The following is a 15,775-nucleotide window of genomic DNA, read 5'->3' as shown; positions in this document are numbered from 1 at the left end:
CGGACCCGGTCGCGTGGCGTGTGCACAACGCGGTGAATCCCGGTCTCGTGCAGGGACGATCCTCAGAGATCCAGCGGCTCGATCGGCTGGGTCTCCTCGAGCAGATGTGCCGGGGTCGCCCGGGACGGCGCGAGGGGGAGAGTGACGGTGAACGTCGCCCCACCGCCCGGCGTCTCGGAGACGGCGACCGAGCCGTGCAGAGCCTTCAGGATCGATGAGACGATCGCCAGGCCGAGTCCCGAACCGCCGGTCTCGCGTGCACGGGAGGTGTCTGCCCGCCAGAACCGCTCGAAGATCTGCTCGCGGATCTGCGGGGGGATGCCCTCGCCGTGGTCGACGATCGCGATACTGCCGGTACCGCGCACGCGGTCCGAGTCGACCACGATCTCGATCGGGCTGTCCTCGGAGGAGAATCGGCGCGCATTGCCGAGCAGGTTCGTCACGACCTGGCGGACCTTGTTCTCCTCGCCGAGCACGATCGGAGGCGTGCGTACCGGGGTGTCCGGCGCCTCGGAGAAGTCGAATGCGGGCGTCTCATCCTCCGGCGTCGCGCGGGGGCGACGGCGCAGGCGCGACAGCGCGGCGCGCGAGAGGCCACGGGGAGCGGGCTGCTCCGGCTCCTGCTTCGGGATGCTGCGTGTGGGGGCGGTGACGCTCTCGATCGTGAGGTCGATCATGGTCACGGTGCGACCGGGAGCGGCCGCACGCACGTCGAGGGCGGCGTCGCGGGCGATCGGACGCAGGTCGAGCGCCACGATCTCGGGCTCGCGCTCCTCGTCCAGCCGGGCGAGCGCGAGCAGATCCTCGACGAGCACGCCCATCCGGATCGCCTCCTTCTCGATGCGCTCCATCGCCCTGGCGGTGTCCTCATCGCCCTTGATCGCGCCCATGCGGTAGAGCTCGGCGTAGCCGCGCACGCTGACCAGGGGCGTGCGCAGCTCATGGCTGGCATCGCCGATGAACCGTCGCATGTGCTGCACGGTGCGATCGCGCTGCGCAAGCGAGCCGTCGACGCGGTCCAGCATCGTGTTGATGGCGGAGTTCAGGCGGCCGACCTCGGTGGTGGGCTCCAGGTCCGTCAGACGTTGGCTGAAGTCGCCGGCGGCGATGGCCATCGCGGTCGATTCCACCTGTCCGAGGCGACGGAAGGTCAGCGTCACCAGGAAGCGGGTCAGGAGGGCGGCGATGAAGATCGTGATGAACGCGATCGTGATGTAGATGCTGAAATACTGTCCGACGATCCGATCCGCCGGCGCGAGCGGAACCGCCACGACCTGGCTGCGCAGAGCCCCGCCCTCCGAGGTCAGGACGGCGACCGATGAGCTGAACTGCGCGCCGTCTTCGCCGACCAGCGGCATCACGGTGTCTTCGCTGCTCTTCGCCTCGGCGAGCGGGAACACCTCTCGGAACTCCGGCGCCTCTGCAGAGGAGTTGCCGGCCGTCGCCTGCAGCACACCTTCGGAATCGTAGATCGCGAAGAAGAAGTCACGGGGTTGCTCGGGTTTGCGGGTGTAGACGGGGTCGCCGTCGACCATGGTGGTGTCGAAGTAGCGATCGATGAGGTCGCCGGAGGAGACGAGCGCCGGAAGTTGCGTCTCGATGTTCGTGACCAGAGCCGTGCGCAGGATCGGGACGGTGCCGAGGCCGGCGATCAGCAGGCCCAGCGCGAGGACGCCGACCGTGACACCGGTGACCTTCGCGCGAAGGCTGATGCGCCGCCACCAGCTGGTGACCGCATCCGGCTTGTGCGCCATGCGGTCCTCCCGGTTCGGCGTCGTACGGTACAGGCGGCGATCAGGCCGACTTGCCGACCTTCAGCATGTAGCCGAAACCGCGCTTGGTCTGGATGAGCGATTCCTCGGTGTGCGGGTCGATCTTGCGGCGGAGGTACGAGATGTAACTCTCGACGATGCCGGCGTCGCCGTTGAAGTCGTACTCCCAGACGTGGTCGAGGATCTGCGCCTTCGAGAGCACCCGGTTCGGGTTCAGCATGAGGTAGCGCAGCAGCTTGAACTCGGTGGGGCTCAGCTCGATCGGCTCCTTGCCGACGTGAACGTCGTGGGTGTCCTGGTCCATCGCCAGCTCGCCGGCGCGGATGATCGACTCCTCGTCGGCCTGCATCGTGCGGCGGAGGATGGCCTGAGCCCTGGCGACGATCTCGTCGAGGCTGAACGGCTTCGTGACGTAGTCGTCGCCTCCGGCGTTGAGTCCCTCGATCTTGTCCTCCGTGCCGTCCTTCGCCGTGAGGAAGAGGATCGGGGCGGTGAAGCCTGCTCCGCGGAGGCGCTTGGTGACGCTGAATCCGTTCATGTCGGGCAGCATCACATCGAGGATGATGAGGTCGGGCTCCTCCTCCAGGACCGCGGAGATGGTCGCGGCTCCGTTGGCGACCGTCTTCACCTGGAACCCGGCGAAGCTGAGACCGGTGGAGAGCAGGTCACGGATGTTGGGTTCGTCGTCGACGACCAGGATGCGCGCAGCAGTCATGACCCCATTATGGTGACTTCGTCGATGATGATGCTGATGATCGCTCGGAATGGCGCGGTGTTGACCATGCGACGAGCCCGGGATCGGGGCTAGTTATGGGGGATCGCGCCGCGGAGAACGGATGCACTGGCCTGATCCGAGAGGATCGATTCATGAGTTCGCCCGAGGACGCCGTCCCCGCCCCCGCATCCGTCATCGCGCGTGACGCGGCCCCTGACCCCGCGCAGATCCCGTTCCATCGTCTCGCACGCGAGCGCCAGAGATATCGCTGGTGGTCGCTGCTGTTGACCGGAGTCCTGGGCATCGCCTTCTACCTGATCATCATCCTGCTGTTCGTCGTGCCGCTCGCGATCGCCGCCATGATCGTGCCCGCGTGGGGCGCCGAGCTGGACGCGCTGTTCACGACGGTGCAGTACTTCGATCTGGAGCGGCCCTGGTTGCTGGTCGCCCTTGTGCTCCCGTTGATCCTGATGATCCCTGCGCTGTTCGCCGCCTCACGCATCGTGCAGGGGCGCGGCGTCGGACTCCTCTCGTCGGTGGTCGGACGGTTGCGTCTGGGGTGGCTGGGCAGGAGCCTCGTGCTCGCGCTCGCGGTGTTCGTCGTGTATTTCGCCGTGATGCTGGGATGGTCCGCGGCGATGGGGGAGGCCGTGTCGCCGGACTTCGCCTCTCCGGGCCTCTGGGTGATGGTCGCACTCGTGCTGCTGCTGATCCCGCTCCAGGCGGCTGCTGAGGAGTACGTCTTCCGGGGCTATCTGATGCAGCTGGTGGGGAGCTGGTTGCGTCACCCGGCGTTCGCCATCCTGCTGCCGGTGCCGTTGTTCATCCTGGGGCACGGCTACGACGTGTCGGGCGCGGCGAGTGTCGGGGTGTTCGCTGTCGTGGCTGCCTGGCTCACGTGGCGCACGGGGGGACTCGAAGCCGCGATCTCGCTGCACATCGTCAACAACGTGCTGATCTTCCTGCTGGGGTCCGTTGCGGTCGTCGACGCGAACGCCACGTCGGGCACGCCGGTGGATCTGATCGCCTCGGCCGTGGCGATGGTCGTCTTCGCGCTGCTGGCCGACCGGTGGGCGCGTCGGATCGGCGTCATTCGCACCCGCACCATTCGCATCCCCGCCGCCGCATCTGCCCCCAGCGGAACACATCACCTGGATCCAGTGCTGCGGGGCTGAGTCCGCGGCATCGGCGCGTTCAGGCCGCCAGGGCGTCGGCGTCGAGGATCGTGTAGCTGTACCCCTGCTCGGCGAGGAAGCGCTGGCGGTTCTGCGCGTAGTCCTGATCGATCGTGTCTCGGGCGATCAGCGTGTAGAAGCTCGCGGTGTGCCCCGACTGCTTCGGGCGCAGCAGACGGCCCAGACGCTGGGCCTCCTCCTGGCGGGAGCCGAAGGAGCCGGACACCTGGATCGCCACGGATGCCTCCGGCAGATCGATCGAGAAGTTCGCGACCTTCGAGACCACGAGCAGCGAGATCTCGCCTTCGCGGAACTGGCGGTACAGCTCTTCGCGCTCATCCACCGGGGTGGCTCCGGTGATCTGCGGTGCGTTCAGCGCCTCCGACAGCGTCTCGAGCTGATCGAGGTACTGTCCGATCACCAGGATCCGCTCGTCGGGGTGCTTCGCGATGAGCTCCTTCACGGTGTCGATCTTGGCCGGAGCGGATGCCGCGAGGCGGTACCGCTCGTCGTCGGTCGCGGCGGCGTACTCCAGCCGGTCGTCCGGCGGGAGGTCGACGCGCACCTCGTAGCAGGCGGCGGGGGAGATGAAGCCCTGCGCCTCGATCTGCTTCCAGGGGGCGTCGAACCGCTTGGGACCGATCAGGCTGAACACATCGCCCTCGCGACCGTCCTCGCGCACGAGCGTGGCCGTGAGACCGATGCGGCGGCGAGCCTGCAGGTCGGCCGTGAGCTTGAACACGGGGGCGGGGAGCAGGTGGACCTCGTCGTACACGATCAGACCCCAGTCGAGCGCGTCGAGCAGGGCGAGGTGGGCGTACTCGCCCTTCCGCTTCGCCGTGAGGATCTGGTAGGTCGCGATGGTGACCGGCTTGACCTCCTTGGCCTGGCCGGAGTACTCGCCGATCTCCTCGGGCGTGAGGCTCGTGCGCTTGAGCAGCTCATCGCGCCACTGCCGTGCCGACACGGTGTTCGTCACGAGGATCAGCGTCGTGGTCTTGGTGGCGGCCATGGCGCCCGCGCCGACGATGGTCTTTCCGGCGCCGCAGGGGAGCACGACCACTCCGGAGCCGTCCTTCGAGAAGGCGTCGACGGCGTCCTGCTGGTAGGGGCGGATCTGCCAGCCGTCCTCGGCCAGTTCGATCTCGTGCGGGGTGCCGGGGGTGTATCCGGCGAGGTCCTCCGCCGGCCAGCCGATCTTGAGCAGCTCCTGCTTGATCTGTCCGCGCGCCCAGGCGTCGACCACGAAGGTCGTCGGCGAGGGGTGGCCGATCAGCAGCGGCTGGATGCGCTTGTTGTTCGCGACCTGGGTCAAAACGGCGGGGTCGGAGGAGCGCAGGATCAGCGTCCCCTCGTCGTCGCGCTCGATCACCAGGCGTCCGTACCGGTTGACGGTCTCGCGCAGGTCCACGGCGACCGACGGAGGTACGGGGAAGCGGGACCAGCGGTCGAGGGTCTCGAGCATGTCTTCGGCGGTGTGGCCAGCGGCACGGGCGTTCCACAGTCCCAGACGGGTGATCCGGTACGTGTGGATGTGCTCGGGCGCGCGTTCCAGCTCGGCGAAGATCGCCAGCTCGTGACGGGCGCTCTCCGCATCGGCGTGCGCGACTTCGAGCAGGACGGTGCGATCGCTCTGGACGATCAGGGGGCCATCAGACATAGCTGTCCAGTTTACCGGGCGCAGGAGGGCGAGGGCGCTAGGGGGCGACGACGCTGGCCGCGCGGATGCTCGATACGGGCAGGGTGCGTTCGACGTCGGCGGCGCGATCGCGCCCGCGCAGTCGTCCTCCGCCGAGTCCGGTCGCTTCGAGCAGCAGCTCCCTGGTCGAGCCGTCCGGCATGCCGACGGTCACGCGCAGCACCGCTCTGGCGCGGACGGCGGCCTCGAGTTCGCGGTCGAGCCACGCGGCATCGGCGTCGGGACCCTGCTGAGAGCGCAGACGCGCGACCAGCGGCAGCAGGTCGCTCGACGGTGCGGTGTCGGCCTCGGTCGGCGCGGCCGGGTGCCGTTCACGTACCAGCGCGGAACCGTCGGCTCCGACCAGGGTCGCCGGGTAGCGGGCGTCGGTGAGTGCCCAGTACACGGTGTCGCGGCCGACGCGCGTCGTCAACGAGTCGACGTGCTTCGTCAGTGCGAGGGGGCGCAGGCTCTGATCGATCGCCATCGCCTCGATCAGATGCGGATCGGTGCTCTCGATGCGCGTGCGTCCGGTCTCGTCATCGGTGGACACGCGTACCAGGCCGTGCCGTTGCGCCGTCTGCGCCACCAGATAGCTGAGAGGCTGGGGGATGCCGGTGAGGGAGATCCCGCCCAGGAACTCCAGGATCGACTGCGCGCTCTCGCCCGCGCCGAACGCGCGGGCGATCGACTCTGTCGTGAACCGGTACGACGACGCCTGCGCGGCGGACTCTCGTGCGGCGATCGTGCGGAGCCGCACATCGAGCGCGGGCGCGAGGGGGCCGGGGGCGATCGCGGTGAGGTCGTTCTGGAGGAAGATCTTGTCGACCTCCGCAGGCAGCAGCCGCGCGAGCTCCGTCGCGTCAGCGGGCTCGCCCTTCCGCAACGGGATCGACCACACCGGCTCCGTTCCGCCCTCGGCGATGACCCCGAGCAGCGTGGCGGCCTGGAGCAGCACGCGGCTGCGCTCCGCCCACGCGGGATCCCACGGATGCGCGTGCGGCCAGTCCACGGGGGCGATCCATCCGCCGTCCGCCGAGCGGACACCGCGGGGCAAGGCATCGCGGAATGCCGTCGCGAGCACGCTCCAGCGCGCGGGTGCGGAGGAGCGGAGCCACTCCTCCGCCGCAGTGCTGGTGCGCAGGCGCCGTCCGTCGACGACGGCCAGGCGGGCATCGACGGCGATTCCGAGGAGCGGGTCGATGACCTCGGTCGGCAGGCCGTTCTCGGTCAGCTGGCGCTTCTCGCCGGCGCTGACGGTGCCCCCGGCGAGCAGAGCGAACGGGGAGTCCCTGGCGACGAGCAGCAGGTCGGCCAGGATGGACACGGTCGTGAAGGCGCGCTCAGCGGCGTGCGCGGACAGGTCCTCGGGGGCGGCCGGTACGGAGGCCGCTGTGGCCTCGGGCGGCGCGGTGCGGCCGCTGAGCGCCGCGATCACCGGCGCCGGGGCCGTGCCGTCAGGGCGAAGCAGAGCGAGAGCGATCAGGGCGTCGCGCTCCTCCCCGGCATCGTCTCCGGCCGCCGCGCGCAGCAGGGCCGCCGCCTCGAGGCCGGTGAGCGTCGGAAGCGCCTTGGCGAGCGATGCCGGGTCGAGCAGCGCTTCGGCGGCATCGAAGAAGTCGTGCCAGCCGACGTCGGCTCGCACACGGCGTTCCGTGAAGAGGTGCAGAAGCTCCTCATCGCTCGCCGCGGCCAGCCAGTCGGCCAGTGGGCGTGCGTGTGCGGTCATGCCGAAGACCTCAGGACCGCGATGCCGCGCGCCCTTTTCGGATGAAGCTCATCACCAGGAGGACCATGATCATGACGAATGCCAGCGGCAGGCCCCAGAACGGTATGGCGGCGACCGCCGGCCAGACACCCTCGCCGAACGCGGCCTGATCCATGCCCACCGCCGTGCCGATGATGATCGCGAAGAAGCAGATCACGGATGCGGCGGCGATTCCGAGCGCGCCGAATGCCAGGAAGCGATCCAGGCGCCGGATGGAAAGCTCCGGTTCGGAATTCTGTGCACTCATCTCTCTCACCCTACTCTCACCGTGACCTTCGAGTTCCCCCGTCTCCGACCGGTAGGCTGGAGGTGGACGCGTGTGAGCGCGCCTTCTTTTCCGCACCGACTCAGCGAGGTTCTCCCATGCCCACCGGCAAGGTCAGGTTCTACGACGAAGACAAAGGCTTCGGCTTCATCGCCAGCGATGACGGCCAGGATGTCTTCCTGCACGCTTCCGCCATGCCCGCGGGCACGGCGATGAAGGCGGGCGCTCGCGTCGAGTTCGGTGTGGCTGACGGCAAGCGCGGCCTTCAGGCGCTCTCGGTCCGCGTTCTCGAAGCGCCGCCGAGCCTCGCGAAGGCCAAGCGGAAGTCCGCCGACGACATGGCGATCATCGTCGAGGACCTCGTGAAGCTCCTCGACAGCATCGGCGGGGACCTGCGGCGCGGCCGCTACCCGTCCTCAAGCCATGGCCGCAAGATCGCGGCCGTCCTGCGCAAGGTCGCCGATGACCTCGAAGCCTGACGCCGACGCGCGTCTCCTCGACGCTCACGATCTCGCACTGCAGGCGCTGCGCGAGATCACTCCTGTGGCGACCATCGGCCCTGCCGCCGGGTACCTGGTGGAAGACGACGGCTCCGTGTCGTTGCGCTTCGAGAACAGGCTCCCCGGCTACCCGGGCTGGTACTGGACGGTGACCGTCGCGCGCGTCGAGGACGCGGATCCGACCGTGCTCGAGGTCGAGCTCCTTCCCGGAGACGGCGCACTCCTCGCTCCGGAGTGGGTGCCCTGGGTCGAGCGTCTCGCCGAGTACCGCTCGCATCAGGCCGAGCTCGCCGAGCAGGCGGCCGCGGCGGCGGGTACGGACGACGCCTCCGATGACTCCGATGCCGACTCCGAGATCGACGAGGACGACCTCGACGAGGACGACGAGCTGGATGAGGATGACGACCACGAGGCCGACATCCTGCATGCCGGTGACCTCGACGGCGTCGACATCGACGAGCTCGACGAAGCGGCCTCCGACGGCATGACCGACGACGAAGACGACATCGACGACGAAGACGACATCGACGCCGACGAGGACGTCGACGCCGACGAGGAGGAGTGACCCCCGGCGCTCAGGCGCCGAGGTTCTCCAGCACGTAGTCGAGGGAACGCGTGAGCTGACGCACGTCATCCGGCTCGATCGACACGAACGTGGCGACACGCAGCTGGTTGCGTCCGAGCTTGCGGTACGGCTCGGTGTCGACGATCCCGTTGGCGCGCAGCGTCTTCGCGATGGCGGCGGCGTCGATGCTCTCGTCGAAGTCGATCGTGACGACCACGGGGGAGCGGTGTGCGGCATCCGCGACGAACGGGGTGGCGACCGTTGAGGCCTCTGCCCAGTCGTACAGCACGGCGGACGACTCCGCGGTGCGGGCGGCTGCCCAGCTCAGGCCGCCGTTGTCGAGGATCCAGCTCAGCTGGCTGTCGAGCAGGTGCAGCGTGGTCAGCGCTGGCGTGTTCAACGTCTGGTTGAGCCGGGAGTTGTCGACGGCGTTCTTCAGGCTCAGGAACTCGGGGATGTAGCGGTCCGACGCGGCGATGCGCTCGATGCGCTCGATCGCGGCGGGCGACGCGGCGGCGAACCACAGGCCGCCGTCGGAGCCGAGGTTCTTCTGCGGCGCGAAGTAGTACATGTCGGCCTGGGCCGCGTCGAAGTCGATCCCGCCGGCGGCGCTGGTCGCGTCGATCACCGTCAGGGCGCCGTCGACCGCGATGCGCTCGATCGGTGCCGCGACACCGGTGGAGGTCTCGTTGTGCGGCCAGGCGTACACGTCGATGCCGTCCACGACCTCGGCGGAGGTGCGGGAACCGGGCTCCGCTTTGCGCACATCGGGCGCGTCGAGCCACGGGGCGGCCGCGGCACCGGCGAACTTGCCGCCGAACTCCCCGAACACCAGGTTCTGGCTGCGGCGCTCGATGAGGCCGAACGCGGCGGCATCCCAGAACGCGGTGGATCCGCCGTTGCCGACCAGGATCTCGTAGCCCTCGGGGATGCGGAACAGGGCGGCGAGCTGCTCGCGGACGCTGCCGACGAGGTTCTTAACCGGGGCCTGCCGATGCGATGTGCCGAGGATCGTGGCCCCCGATGCGATCAGTGCGTCGAGCTGCGCAGGGCGCACCTTCGACGGACCACAGCCGAAACGGCCGTCGACGGGCAGGAGGTCACGGGGAATCTCGATCGCCATGGGTCGATTCTAGGGGGCGCGGGGCAGACCCGATCACCGGGGCGAAGCCGATGTCCCTGCGGGAATGTAGGCTTGCCTAAGAACCTCGGAGGGCCTGCACATGACGGATCTGATCGACACCACGGAGATGTACCTCCGCACCATCCTCGAGCTCGAGGAGGAGAACATCGTGCCGCTGCGGGCGCGCATCTCCGAGCGCCTCGGACACTCGGGCCCGACCGTCTCGCAGACGGTCGGCCGCATGGAACGCGACGGACTCGTCGTCGTCTCTGAGGATCGCACGCTCGAGCTCACGGACTCCGGCCGCAACAAGGCCGTCAACGTCATGCGCAAGCACCGTCTCGCTGAGCGCCTGCTGTCCGACGTCATCGGGCTCGACTGGGCGTTCGTCCACGAAGAGGCCTGCCGGTGGGAGCACGTCATGAGCGAGCAGGTCGAGCGACGACTCGTCGAGCTGCTCGGCCACCCCACCGAATCGCCGTACGGCAACCCGATTCCCGGGCTCGACCAGCTCGGCGACCTGCCGGCGCGCACCTTCGACGAGGGCGTCATCGGTCTGGTGCAGAAGCTGAACGCCGCGGGGGAGCCGATCGACGGCACGGTGCGTCGTCTGGCCGAGCCCGCGCAGGTCGACCCTGAGCTGCTCGAGCAGCTGCGCGATGCCGGAGTCGTTCCCGGTGCGCACGGCGACTTCCGCTTCAGTGAGGGCTATGTCCTGATCCAGATGGACGGCAAGGAAGACGGACTGGAATTGCCGGTCGAACTCGCATCCCACATCTTCCTCGTGGGCGATCCGGCCTGATATTCCGGGGTTTTTCGTTCCCTCTCCGAGGATTGCCAGGTTCACAGGGTGACACGATCGTTATCTTCGGGTAGCCTCGGTCAGGTCGTCAGCGAAGAAGCCCGCTGGCGACGAACCGCGAAGATTGCCTTTCGGCTCGTCATCTTCACGGCATGAACGCACAAAGTACCCGAGATACATTCGTGCCCCGAGAAGCAGAGTGCCGACGAGCCAGCGCTACCCGAAGCGCACAGGCGCAGGAGGACTAAGTTTTGGCCGCAGACATCGAACCGCCCGCGAAGAAATCTGAAGACCGAGTACCCGCCCGCCGCACCGGCGCGCGAACAGGCGCTCGGAAGACCGTGAAGCCGCTCCGTTCTGTCGCCATCTTCGGTGCGGTCGGTGCGCTCGTCGCCGGTATCGCTCTGCCTGCCTACGCCGTCACCAAGCCCGCCGAAGCAGCCACGACCGTGCAGCAGCTCGCCGCGGTCGATGCGCAGTCCCTCGTCGTCGCCTCGCAGGCGACTTCCGCTCCACTCGCTCGCGGAACCTTCACGGCCACCACGCCGGAGGAGATCGCGAAGAAGAAGGCCGAGGAAGCCGCCGCTGCTCGCGCCGCCGCGGCAGCGAAATCCTCCGCCGCCGCATCGAACTTCAGCACCGCCGGCTATGCGCTCGTCTCCCCGGGGTCCGGTGAGGTGCGCTACCCGCTTCCCGGCGGCTCCTACACCCAGGGCCGCACGATCGGCGGCGGCCACAACGGCGCCGACATGCTCGCACCCGCGATGACCCCGATCTATGCGGCGGCGGCCGGCGTCGTCCGCGCCTCCGCCGACAGCATCGGCGGATACGGCGTGTGCGTCATGATCGACAGCGTCGTGGGCGGACAGCGCGTGCAGACCACCTACGGTCACATGACCTACGGCACGCGCCAGGTGCAGGCAGGCCAGACCGTCGCCGCCGGTCAGCTGATCGGCTTCGTCGGCAGCACCGGTCGCTCCACCGCGAACCACCTCCACTTCGAGGTCTGGATCAACGGCGGACTCGTCGAGCCGTACTCCTGGCTCGCAGCCAACGCCGGCTGAGCCGCGCACCGGGACACGCCCCGAGCGTTCACCGGAAGTTTCGCCCCGCTCTCAGGGGAATGGGTTAGCCTGATCCCGTTGTCGCACAGACGGGAGAGGCTGATGGCGCGAATACCGGACATCCGAACCATGGATGGACTCGGTCGTCACGTACTTCTGCATCGCCCGCAGGGACTGCACGGTACCGCCGTGTGCGAAAGGCGCTGTCTTTAGACGGCGCCTTTTCTTGTTCCTGCGAACGCTCTGCCATCTGCGCGACCTCGTGATTCGAGAGTGCCGGGAAGCCGTCCCGGCGGATCGAGAGGATTCCGAATGCGCACACTAGTCCTGAATGCCGGATACGAGCCGCTTGCGATCGTGTCGTTCAAGAGAGCCCTGGTGCTCGTGATGAACGACAAGGCGACGGTGATAGAGCGTGTGGAGGACGACCCCGTCTGGGGGAGTCACGGGGTCTACGATCGCCCGGCCGTCATCATCCTGGCCCGCTACGTGCGCATCCCGAACAGCAGACGCGTCCCGGTGACGCGGCGCGGAGTGCTGCGGCGGGACAATCACCGCTGCGGGTACTGCGGCAAGGCGGCGTCGACGATCGATCACGTGCTTCCCCGCTCACGCGGAGGGGCGGACTCCTGGGAGAACCTGGTGGCATGCTGTCTGCGCTGCAACAACGTCAAGAGCGATCGGACTCCGCAGGAGATGCGATGGGAACTGCGGTTCACGCCGAGGCCCCCGCACGGAACCGCCTGGACGGTGCGGGGAACCGAGCGTGGCGATCCGCGGTGGGAGCCGTACCTCGAGTTGGCGGCCTGACAGGGCACAGGATGCTCAGGGTGAGCCTGGTTCGCCTGCGCTCCGCCGGCGGGCAACAGTCCCGATGAGGGCGAGTACCACCGCGCCGAGGAGGAGCGCTCCGCTGAGCGACAGCGCTCCCCAGACCCACCACGGCGTCGGGAACACGACGGACACCGGGACATGGCGCTCGATGTACTCGCCGTCGGCGGACAGCGCCGATATGACGAGGGTGTGCCTGCCAGCCGGAACATCTGCCGGGACACTGAGCGTGCCGTTGATCTCGCCGTCCTCGTCAACGATGAGCGTGCCGAGGACGACAGGTTCGGAGTAGATCGTTGTGGTGACGGGGGTGCCCGGGGCGAGTCCGGATCCTGTCGGGGCGAGGGCGCCGCCCTGCGTAATGGTGAGGCCGCCGAGCTGCTCTCTGATGTCGTATCTCGTGGGCCAGACGATTTCCACCGGATCGGGTTGCGCACTGTACGCACGGATCATGTCGTCAGTGACCAGCGGTCCTGGCTTGGTCCACGCCTGCTGGGTGCGCGACCAGCGGATGATCGCGTCGGTCTCCGAAACGTATCCGGATGCCGTCGGATGGAATGACTCGCTGCGCGCCAGGGGACCGTCGCTCAGAAGGCCGTTCGCATGCCGGGTCTGTTCGCTCGCGCACACCGTGTTGTCGGGCCGGAAGGCGTCCTCGACATCCGATGCATAGAAGACGCTGTATCCCAGGCGTTGCGCCCGTGCGACCCCCTCGGAAACGGATTGATTCAGCCGGGCCACGAGTTGGTCGGCGAACGCCGTCTCCTCGGGAGTGAACCACGGTACACATCGCCCGCGCGTCGGGTCGTGAGTCAACTTCGGATACGGGAGCACGACGAGGGGCACATAGGCACCGTCTCGCTGTGCTCGCAGCTCAGGTGTGTTGAGCGCCGACCAGGCCTGCAGGTAGGTGGTCGAGAGCGTGTCCGTCAGGGCCGCCGCCTCTTCGAGCTTGCGAGCCCTGAAATCGTCGTCCCCGCACGTCGACGTCGAGACGCAGGAGACGACGACCTCCTTGAAACCGATGTCGTTTCCTCCGAACGTCAAAGCGCCAGCGCCCGGAACGAACCCGAAGCTGTTGAGCTCAGTGATCTGTGAGACCTTCGCGCGGTCACTCGGCATGGTGAGACCGTCAGTCTCCGCGCCTGAGCACGCGACGATCCGCATCATGTCCGGAGCGAAGACCTTGCCGAGGTAGGTGCTGTCGGTGCGATGGCAGCTGAACGATACCTGCTCGATGTTGGTGAAGTAGTCGCCGGCTCCCTCGCCGGAAGAGAACGAGTCGCCGAAGATGATCAGGGGCCGCTCGCTGCTGACCCCCGCGAAGAGCTCGCCGAGTTCGTCTGTCGAGTACGACGGCTCGGACGGGGTGTACTTGCCCTGCGTCGTCACTCGGGTGGCGTTCGTGCCCCAGGCGCCGACGGTGAACACGGTCGTCTCCGGAGAGCTTCGAGGTCCCGTGCCCACGGTCCAGGTGCGTTCGACCACGCGGCCGGCCGGGATGTTGCCGATCCTGACGATCGGCGGGATGGCAGCCCTTCGGTCTGCGGGGTCGTCGGCATCCGCGAGAGTCAGCGCGACGCGGACATCCTTCGCGTCTTCACCGCCCTTGTGCGCGATGACGGCGGTGATCTTCGTGGAACCGCCCGGCATCGGCGTGGGGTCGTAGCGTACGGTCACCTCGAGTTGTGCGCGGATCAGCGAGTCCAGATGCTCAGCGAGCTCCGCGCTGTCGCCCGCCTCCAGATTCACGCCGCCCGTCGCCGCGGCGACGCACGCGAGCTCGTCCGCACCGGTCGCGGAGGTGCGGAAGCCGACGGTCGGGATGGTGACGGCGAATCCCTCGGCGACGAGTTCCTTGGCGACGTCGCACGGGGGTGTGCTGCAGGTACTCTCTCCGTCTGAAACGAGGACGATAGTCGCGGCGGTGTATCCGCCAGCGGTGAGCTCATCGGCGAGCGCGCGCAGGGCTTCTCCGGTCGGTGTATTGCCGCCTGCGGTGATGGCTTCCACATCACCGAGTACCGAACTGGCGCTGTTGTCTCCGTAGTCGTTCGTCAGGGGCGCCGGAGGACGGACGAACTTCCCGCCGTCGCATCCTCCTGTGGCTGGATACGTGCGCAGACCGAACACGGTGGTCGAGCTGAGGGTTCGGACGATGTCGCGAACGGCGTTCTTCGCCCCTCGAAGCTTCACCGTTCCCGCCCCGTCGTCATCGTTCATGGACCCGGAGGTGTCGAGCAAGACGATGATGGGGGCCACGCCGTCGTCCGACGCGTGTGCTGCGGCGGTCGTCGTTGGCGAAGGAGCGGGGGATGCGGTCGACGCGGTCGAGGTGAGCGGCGCGCTCAGGAGAACAGCGCACCCCAGGGTGGCCAGTGCTGCACGCACGATGCGACTCATTGTTCGAGCTCGGCTATCGCTTCATCCGACCCGGCGACGGCAGCACCCGCGAGCAGGACCTCGACATCGTCCGGTGAGTTCACCCGCACGCTCAGCTGGATAACCCCGGTCACGGGCACGGAGATCTCGACGGGCTTGCCGAATGCCACCTGCCAGCTGTCTACGACCTGCCCGTCCGCCAGTACCTCTACCGTCGCGTTCGTCCCGGGCGTCGCGTCATCGTCGATTCCCGCAGTCGCTGTGAACTGGTCGCCTCTCGCTCCGATCGACCAGACGCTGGTCGACGGCTCAGCCTGCGCGCTGCACACGACCGCGGAGGGGTGGCGCGTCCCGCCGAGGGATACCTCTCCGGTCGTCCGGCAGTTCCCGCTGAGGCGCCGCAGGTCACCGAGTGCGACCGATGATCCGGTCGTCGCGAGCGTGACTGTCGCGGTGTCGCCGAGCGGTTCTCCGGCGGCGGGCGACGTGCTGAGGACCGTTCCGATGGCGGCCTTCGTGTCGTACTGGAAGACGATGGTAACGGCGACCCCGAGATCCGAGAGCGTCGCCACGGCTTCCGACCTGTCGGCGGCCGTGAGCGAGGGCATCGTCGCCGGCACGGCGACCCCGATCACGATCGCTGTGGGTGAAGGGGTGCCGAACACCGGCACCTGGCGCACCACCGTCCCTTCGGGGAGTCCGGAAGGTGCGTCCTCGAACGTGATGGTCGAGGCCGCGATTCCGGAGTCGGCGAGCACCTGGGCAGCGTCGTCGCGGGTCAGTCCTCTCACATCCGGCATCGATGAATCGAGAGCGACGACGGGAGCCGCGTCAGGCGATTCGACAGTGTTCTGCTGACCGGCGATGAGCGTCTGGTTCGCTGCCCACCAGCCGAGGGCGACACCTCCCAGAAGCAGCCCGAGGACCGCGGCTGCGCCACCCGCAGTCCACCACTTCCCGCTGGCGCGCGTGCGCGGTTTCTTCGCCGGGTTTCTCTCTGTGCCAGGTGTGTCGCTCATGAACAAGCCTCAGTCGCCCGATTCGTATGCGGTCAGCCTATTGGGCGATAGGTCTGCGCTGAGCTGGAACTCGTCATGTGCGGTGAGCTGCACGATTCCGAGTGAGTGCCTCGGCG

At 68.0% G+C, this 15,775-nt stretch carries 14 protein-coding genes; 6 read left to right on the top strand and 8 right to left on the bottom strand.

Annotated elements, in window-relative coordinates:
* Positions 1-62: 62 nt before the first annotated feature.
* Together ACIOVG_RS16105 and ACIOVG_RS16100 are read right to left on the bottom strand one after the other, a co-directional pair.
* Positions 63-1,754 (bottom strand): ATP-binding protein, encoded by a 1,692-nt coding sequence (locus ACIOVG_RS16105; protein WP_400875639.1) that lies wholly within the window; start codon positions 1,752-1,754, stop codon positions 63-65.
* Positions 1,755-1,794: 40 nt separating this feature from the next.
* A complete protein-coding gene (locus ACIOVG_RS16100) occupies positions 1,795-2,487 on the bottom strand; it encodes a response regulator transcription factor (RefSeq protein WP_141871123.1) in 693 nt (230 codons plus the stop codon).
* Between the two features lie 152 nt (positions 2,488-2,639).
* Here ACIOVG_RS16100 and ACIOVG_RS16095 point away from each other — a divergent pair, with 152 nt between their 5' ends.
* Positions 2,640-3,662, top strand: a complete 1,023-nt coding sequence (locus ACIOVG_RS16095) for a lysostaphin resistance A-like protein (protein WP_400875635.1) — start codon at positions 2,640-2,642, stop codon at positions 3,660-3,662.
* 19 nt (positions 3,663-3,681) lie between these two features.
* Here ACIOVG_RS16095 and ACIOVG_RS16090 read toward each other — a convergent pair whose 3' ends face one another.
* Genes ACIOVG_RS16090 through ACIOVG_RS16080 form a run of 3 tightly spaced genes read right to left on the bottom strand, consistent with a single transcriptional unit; the run spans position 3,682 to position 7,355 of the window.
* Complete coding sequence (locus tag ACIOVG_RS16090; RefSeq protein ID WP_400875632.1) at positions 3,682-5,322, bottom strand: DNA repair helicase XPB; 1,641 nt, start codon at positions 5,320-5,322, stop codon at positions 3,682-3,684.
* Between the two features lie 37 nt (positions 5,323-5,359).
* Complete coding sequence (locus tag ACIOVG_RS16085; protein ID WP_400875629.1) at positions 5,360-7,069, bottom strand: helicase-associated domain-containing protein; 1,710 nt, start codon at positions 7,067-7,069, stop codon at positions 5,360-5,362.
* Between the two features lie 10 nt (positions 7,070-7,079).
* Positions 7,080-7,355, bottom strand: coding sequence for a multidrug ABC transporter ATPase (locus tag ACIOVG_RS16080; protein ID WP_400875626.1), 276 nt, complete (start codon positions 7,353-7,355; stop codon positions 7,080-7,082).
* 116 nt (positions 7,356-7,471) lie between these two features.
* Between ACIOVG_RS16080 and ACIOVG_RS16075 the strand changes: the two genes are divergently transcribed.
* Together ACIOVG_RS16075 and ACIOVG_RS16070 are read left to right on the top strand one after the other, a co-directional pair.
* On the top strand, positions 7,472-7,852 hold the full coding sequence (locus ACIOVG_RS16075; protein ID WP_363555008.1) for a cold shock domain-containing protein: 381 nt from the start codon (positions 7,472-7,474) through the stop codon (positions 7,850-7,852).
* A complete protein-coding gene (locus tag ACIOVG_RS16070) occupies positions 7,836-8,438 on the top strand; it encodes a DUF3027 domain-containing protein (RefSeq protein ID WP_400875623.1) in 603 nt (200 codons plus the stop codon). Before ACIOVG_RS16075 ends, ACIOVG_RS16070 begins: the two co-directional genes overlap by 17 nt.
* Positions 8,439-8,448: 10 nt before the next feature.
* Here ACIOVG_RS16070 and serC read toward each other — a convergent pair whose 3' ends face one another.
* Positions 8,449-9,561 carry a phosphoserine transaminase gene (serC, locus tag ACIOVG_RS16065; RefSeq protein WP_400875620.1) on the bottom strand — a complete coding sequence of 371 codons (1,113 nt, stop codon included), beginning with the start codon at positions 9,559-9,561 and terminating at the stop codon, positions 8,449-8,451.
* 100 nt (positions 9,562-9,661) lie between these two features.
* Between serC and ACIOVG_RS16060 the strand changes: the two genes are divergently transcribed.
* The 3 genes from ACIOVG_RS16060 (at position 9,662) to ACIOVG_RS16050 (ending at position 12,237) form a co-directional block, all read left to right on the top strand.
* Entirely contained in the window at positions 9,662-10,363 is a 702-nt protein-coding gene (locus tag ACIOVG_RS16060; RefSeq protein WP_400875618.1) for an iron dependent repressor, metal binding and dimerization domain protein, read from the top strand.
* A gap of 341 nt (positions 10,364-10,704) precedes the next feature.
* Positions 10,705-11,427, top strand: coding sequence for a M23 family metallopeptidase (locus ACIOVG_RS16055; protein ID WP_400875615.1), 723 nt, complete (start codon positions 10,705-10,707; stop codon positions 11,425-11,427).
* A gap of 312 nt (positions 11,428-11,739) precedes the next feature.
* Positions 11,740-12,237, top strand: a complete 498-nt coding sequence (locus ACIOVG_RS16050) for an HNH endonuclease (protein ID WP_400875612.1) — start codon at positions 11,740-11,742, stop codon at positions 12,235-12,237.
* A 15-nt stretch (positions 12,238-12,252) separates the two neighbouring features.
* Here the strand turns inward: ACIOVG_RS16050 and ACIOVG_RS16045 are convergent, their stop codons facing one another.
* Both ACIOVG_RS16045 and ACIOVG_RS16040 read right to left on the bottom strand, forming a co-directional pair.
* Complete coding sequence (locus tag ACIOVG_RS16045) at positions 12,253-14,661, bottom strand: VWA domain-containing protein (RefSeq protein WP_400875609.1); 2,409 nt, start codon at positions 14,659-14,661, stop codon at positions 12,253-12,255.
* Entirely contained in the window at positions 14,658-15,659 is a 1,002-nt protein-coding gene (locus ACIOVG_RS16040; protein ID WP_400875606.1) for a PASTA domain-containing protein, read from the bottom strand. Before ACIOVG_RS16040 ends, ACIOVG_RS16045 begins: the two co-directional genes overlap by 4 nt.
* Positions 15,660-15,775: the final 116 nt, after the last annotated feature.

The organism is Microbacterium sp. NPDC087591 (assembly GCF_044743625.1).
In the GTDB taxonomy this organism is placed as follows: Bacteria; Actinomycetota; Actinomycetes; order Actinomycetales; family Microbacteriaceae; genus Microbacterium.
Note: the sequence above shows the minus strand (reverse complement) of the source record. Positions and strands in the feature narration are given on the sequence as shown.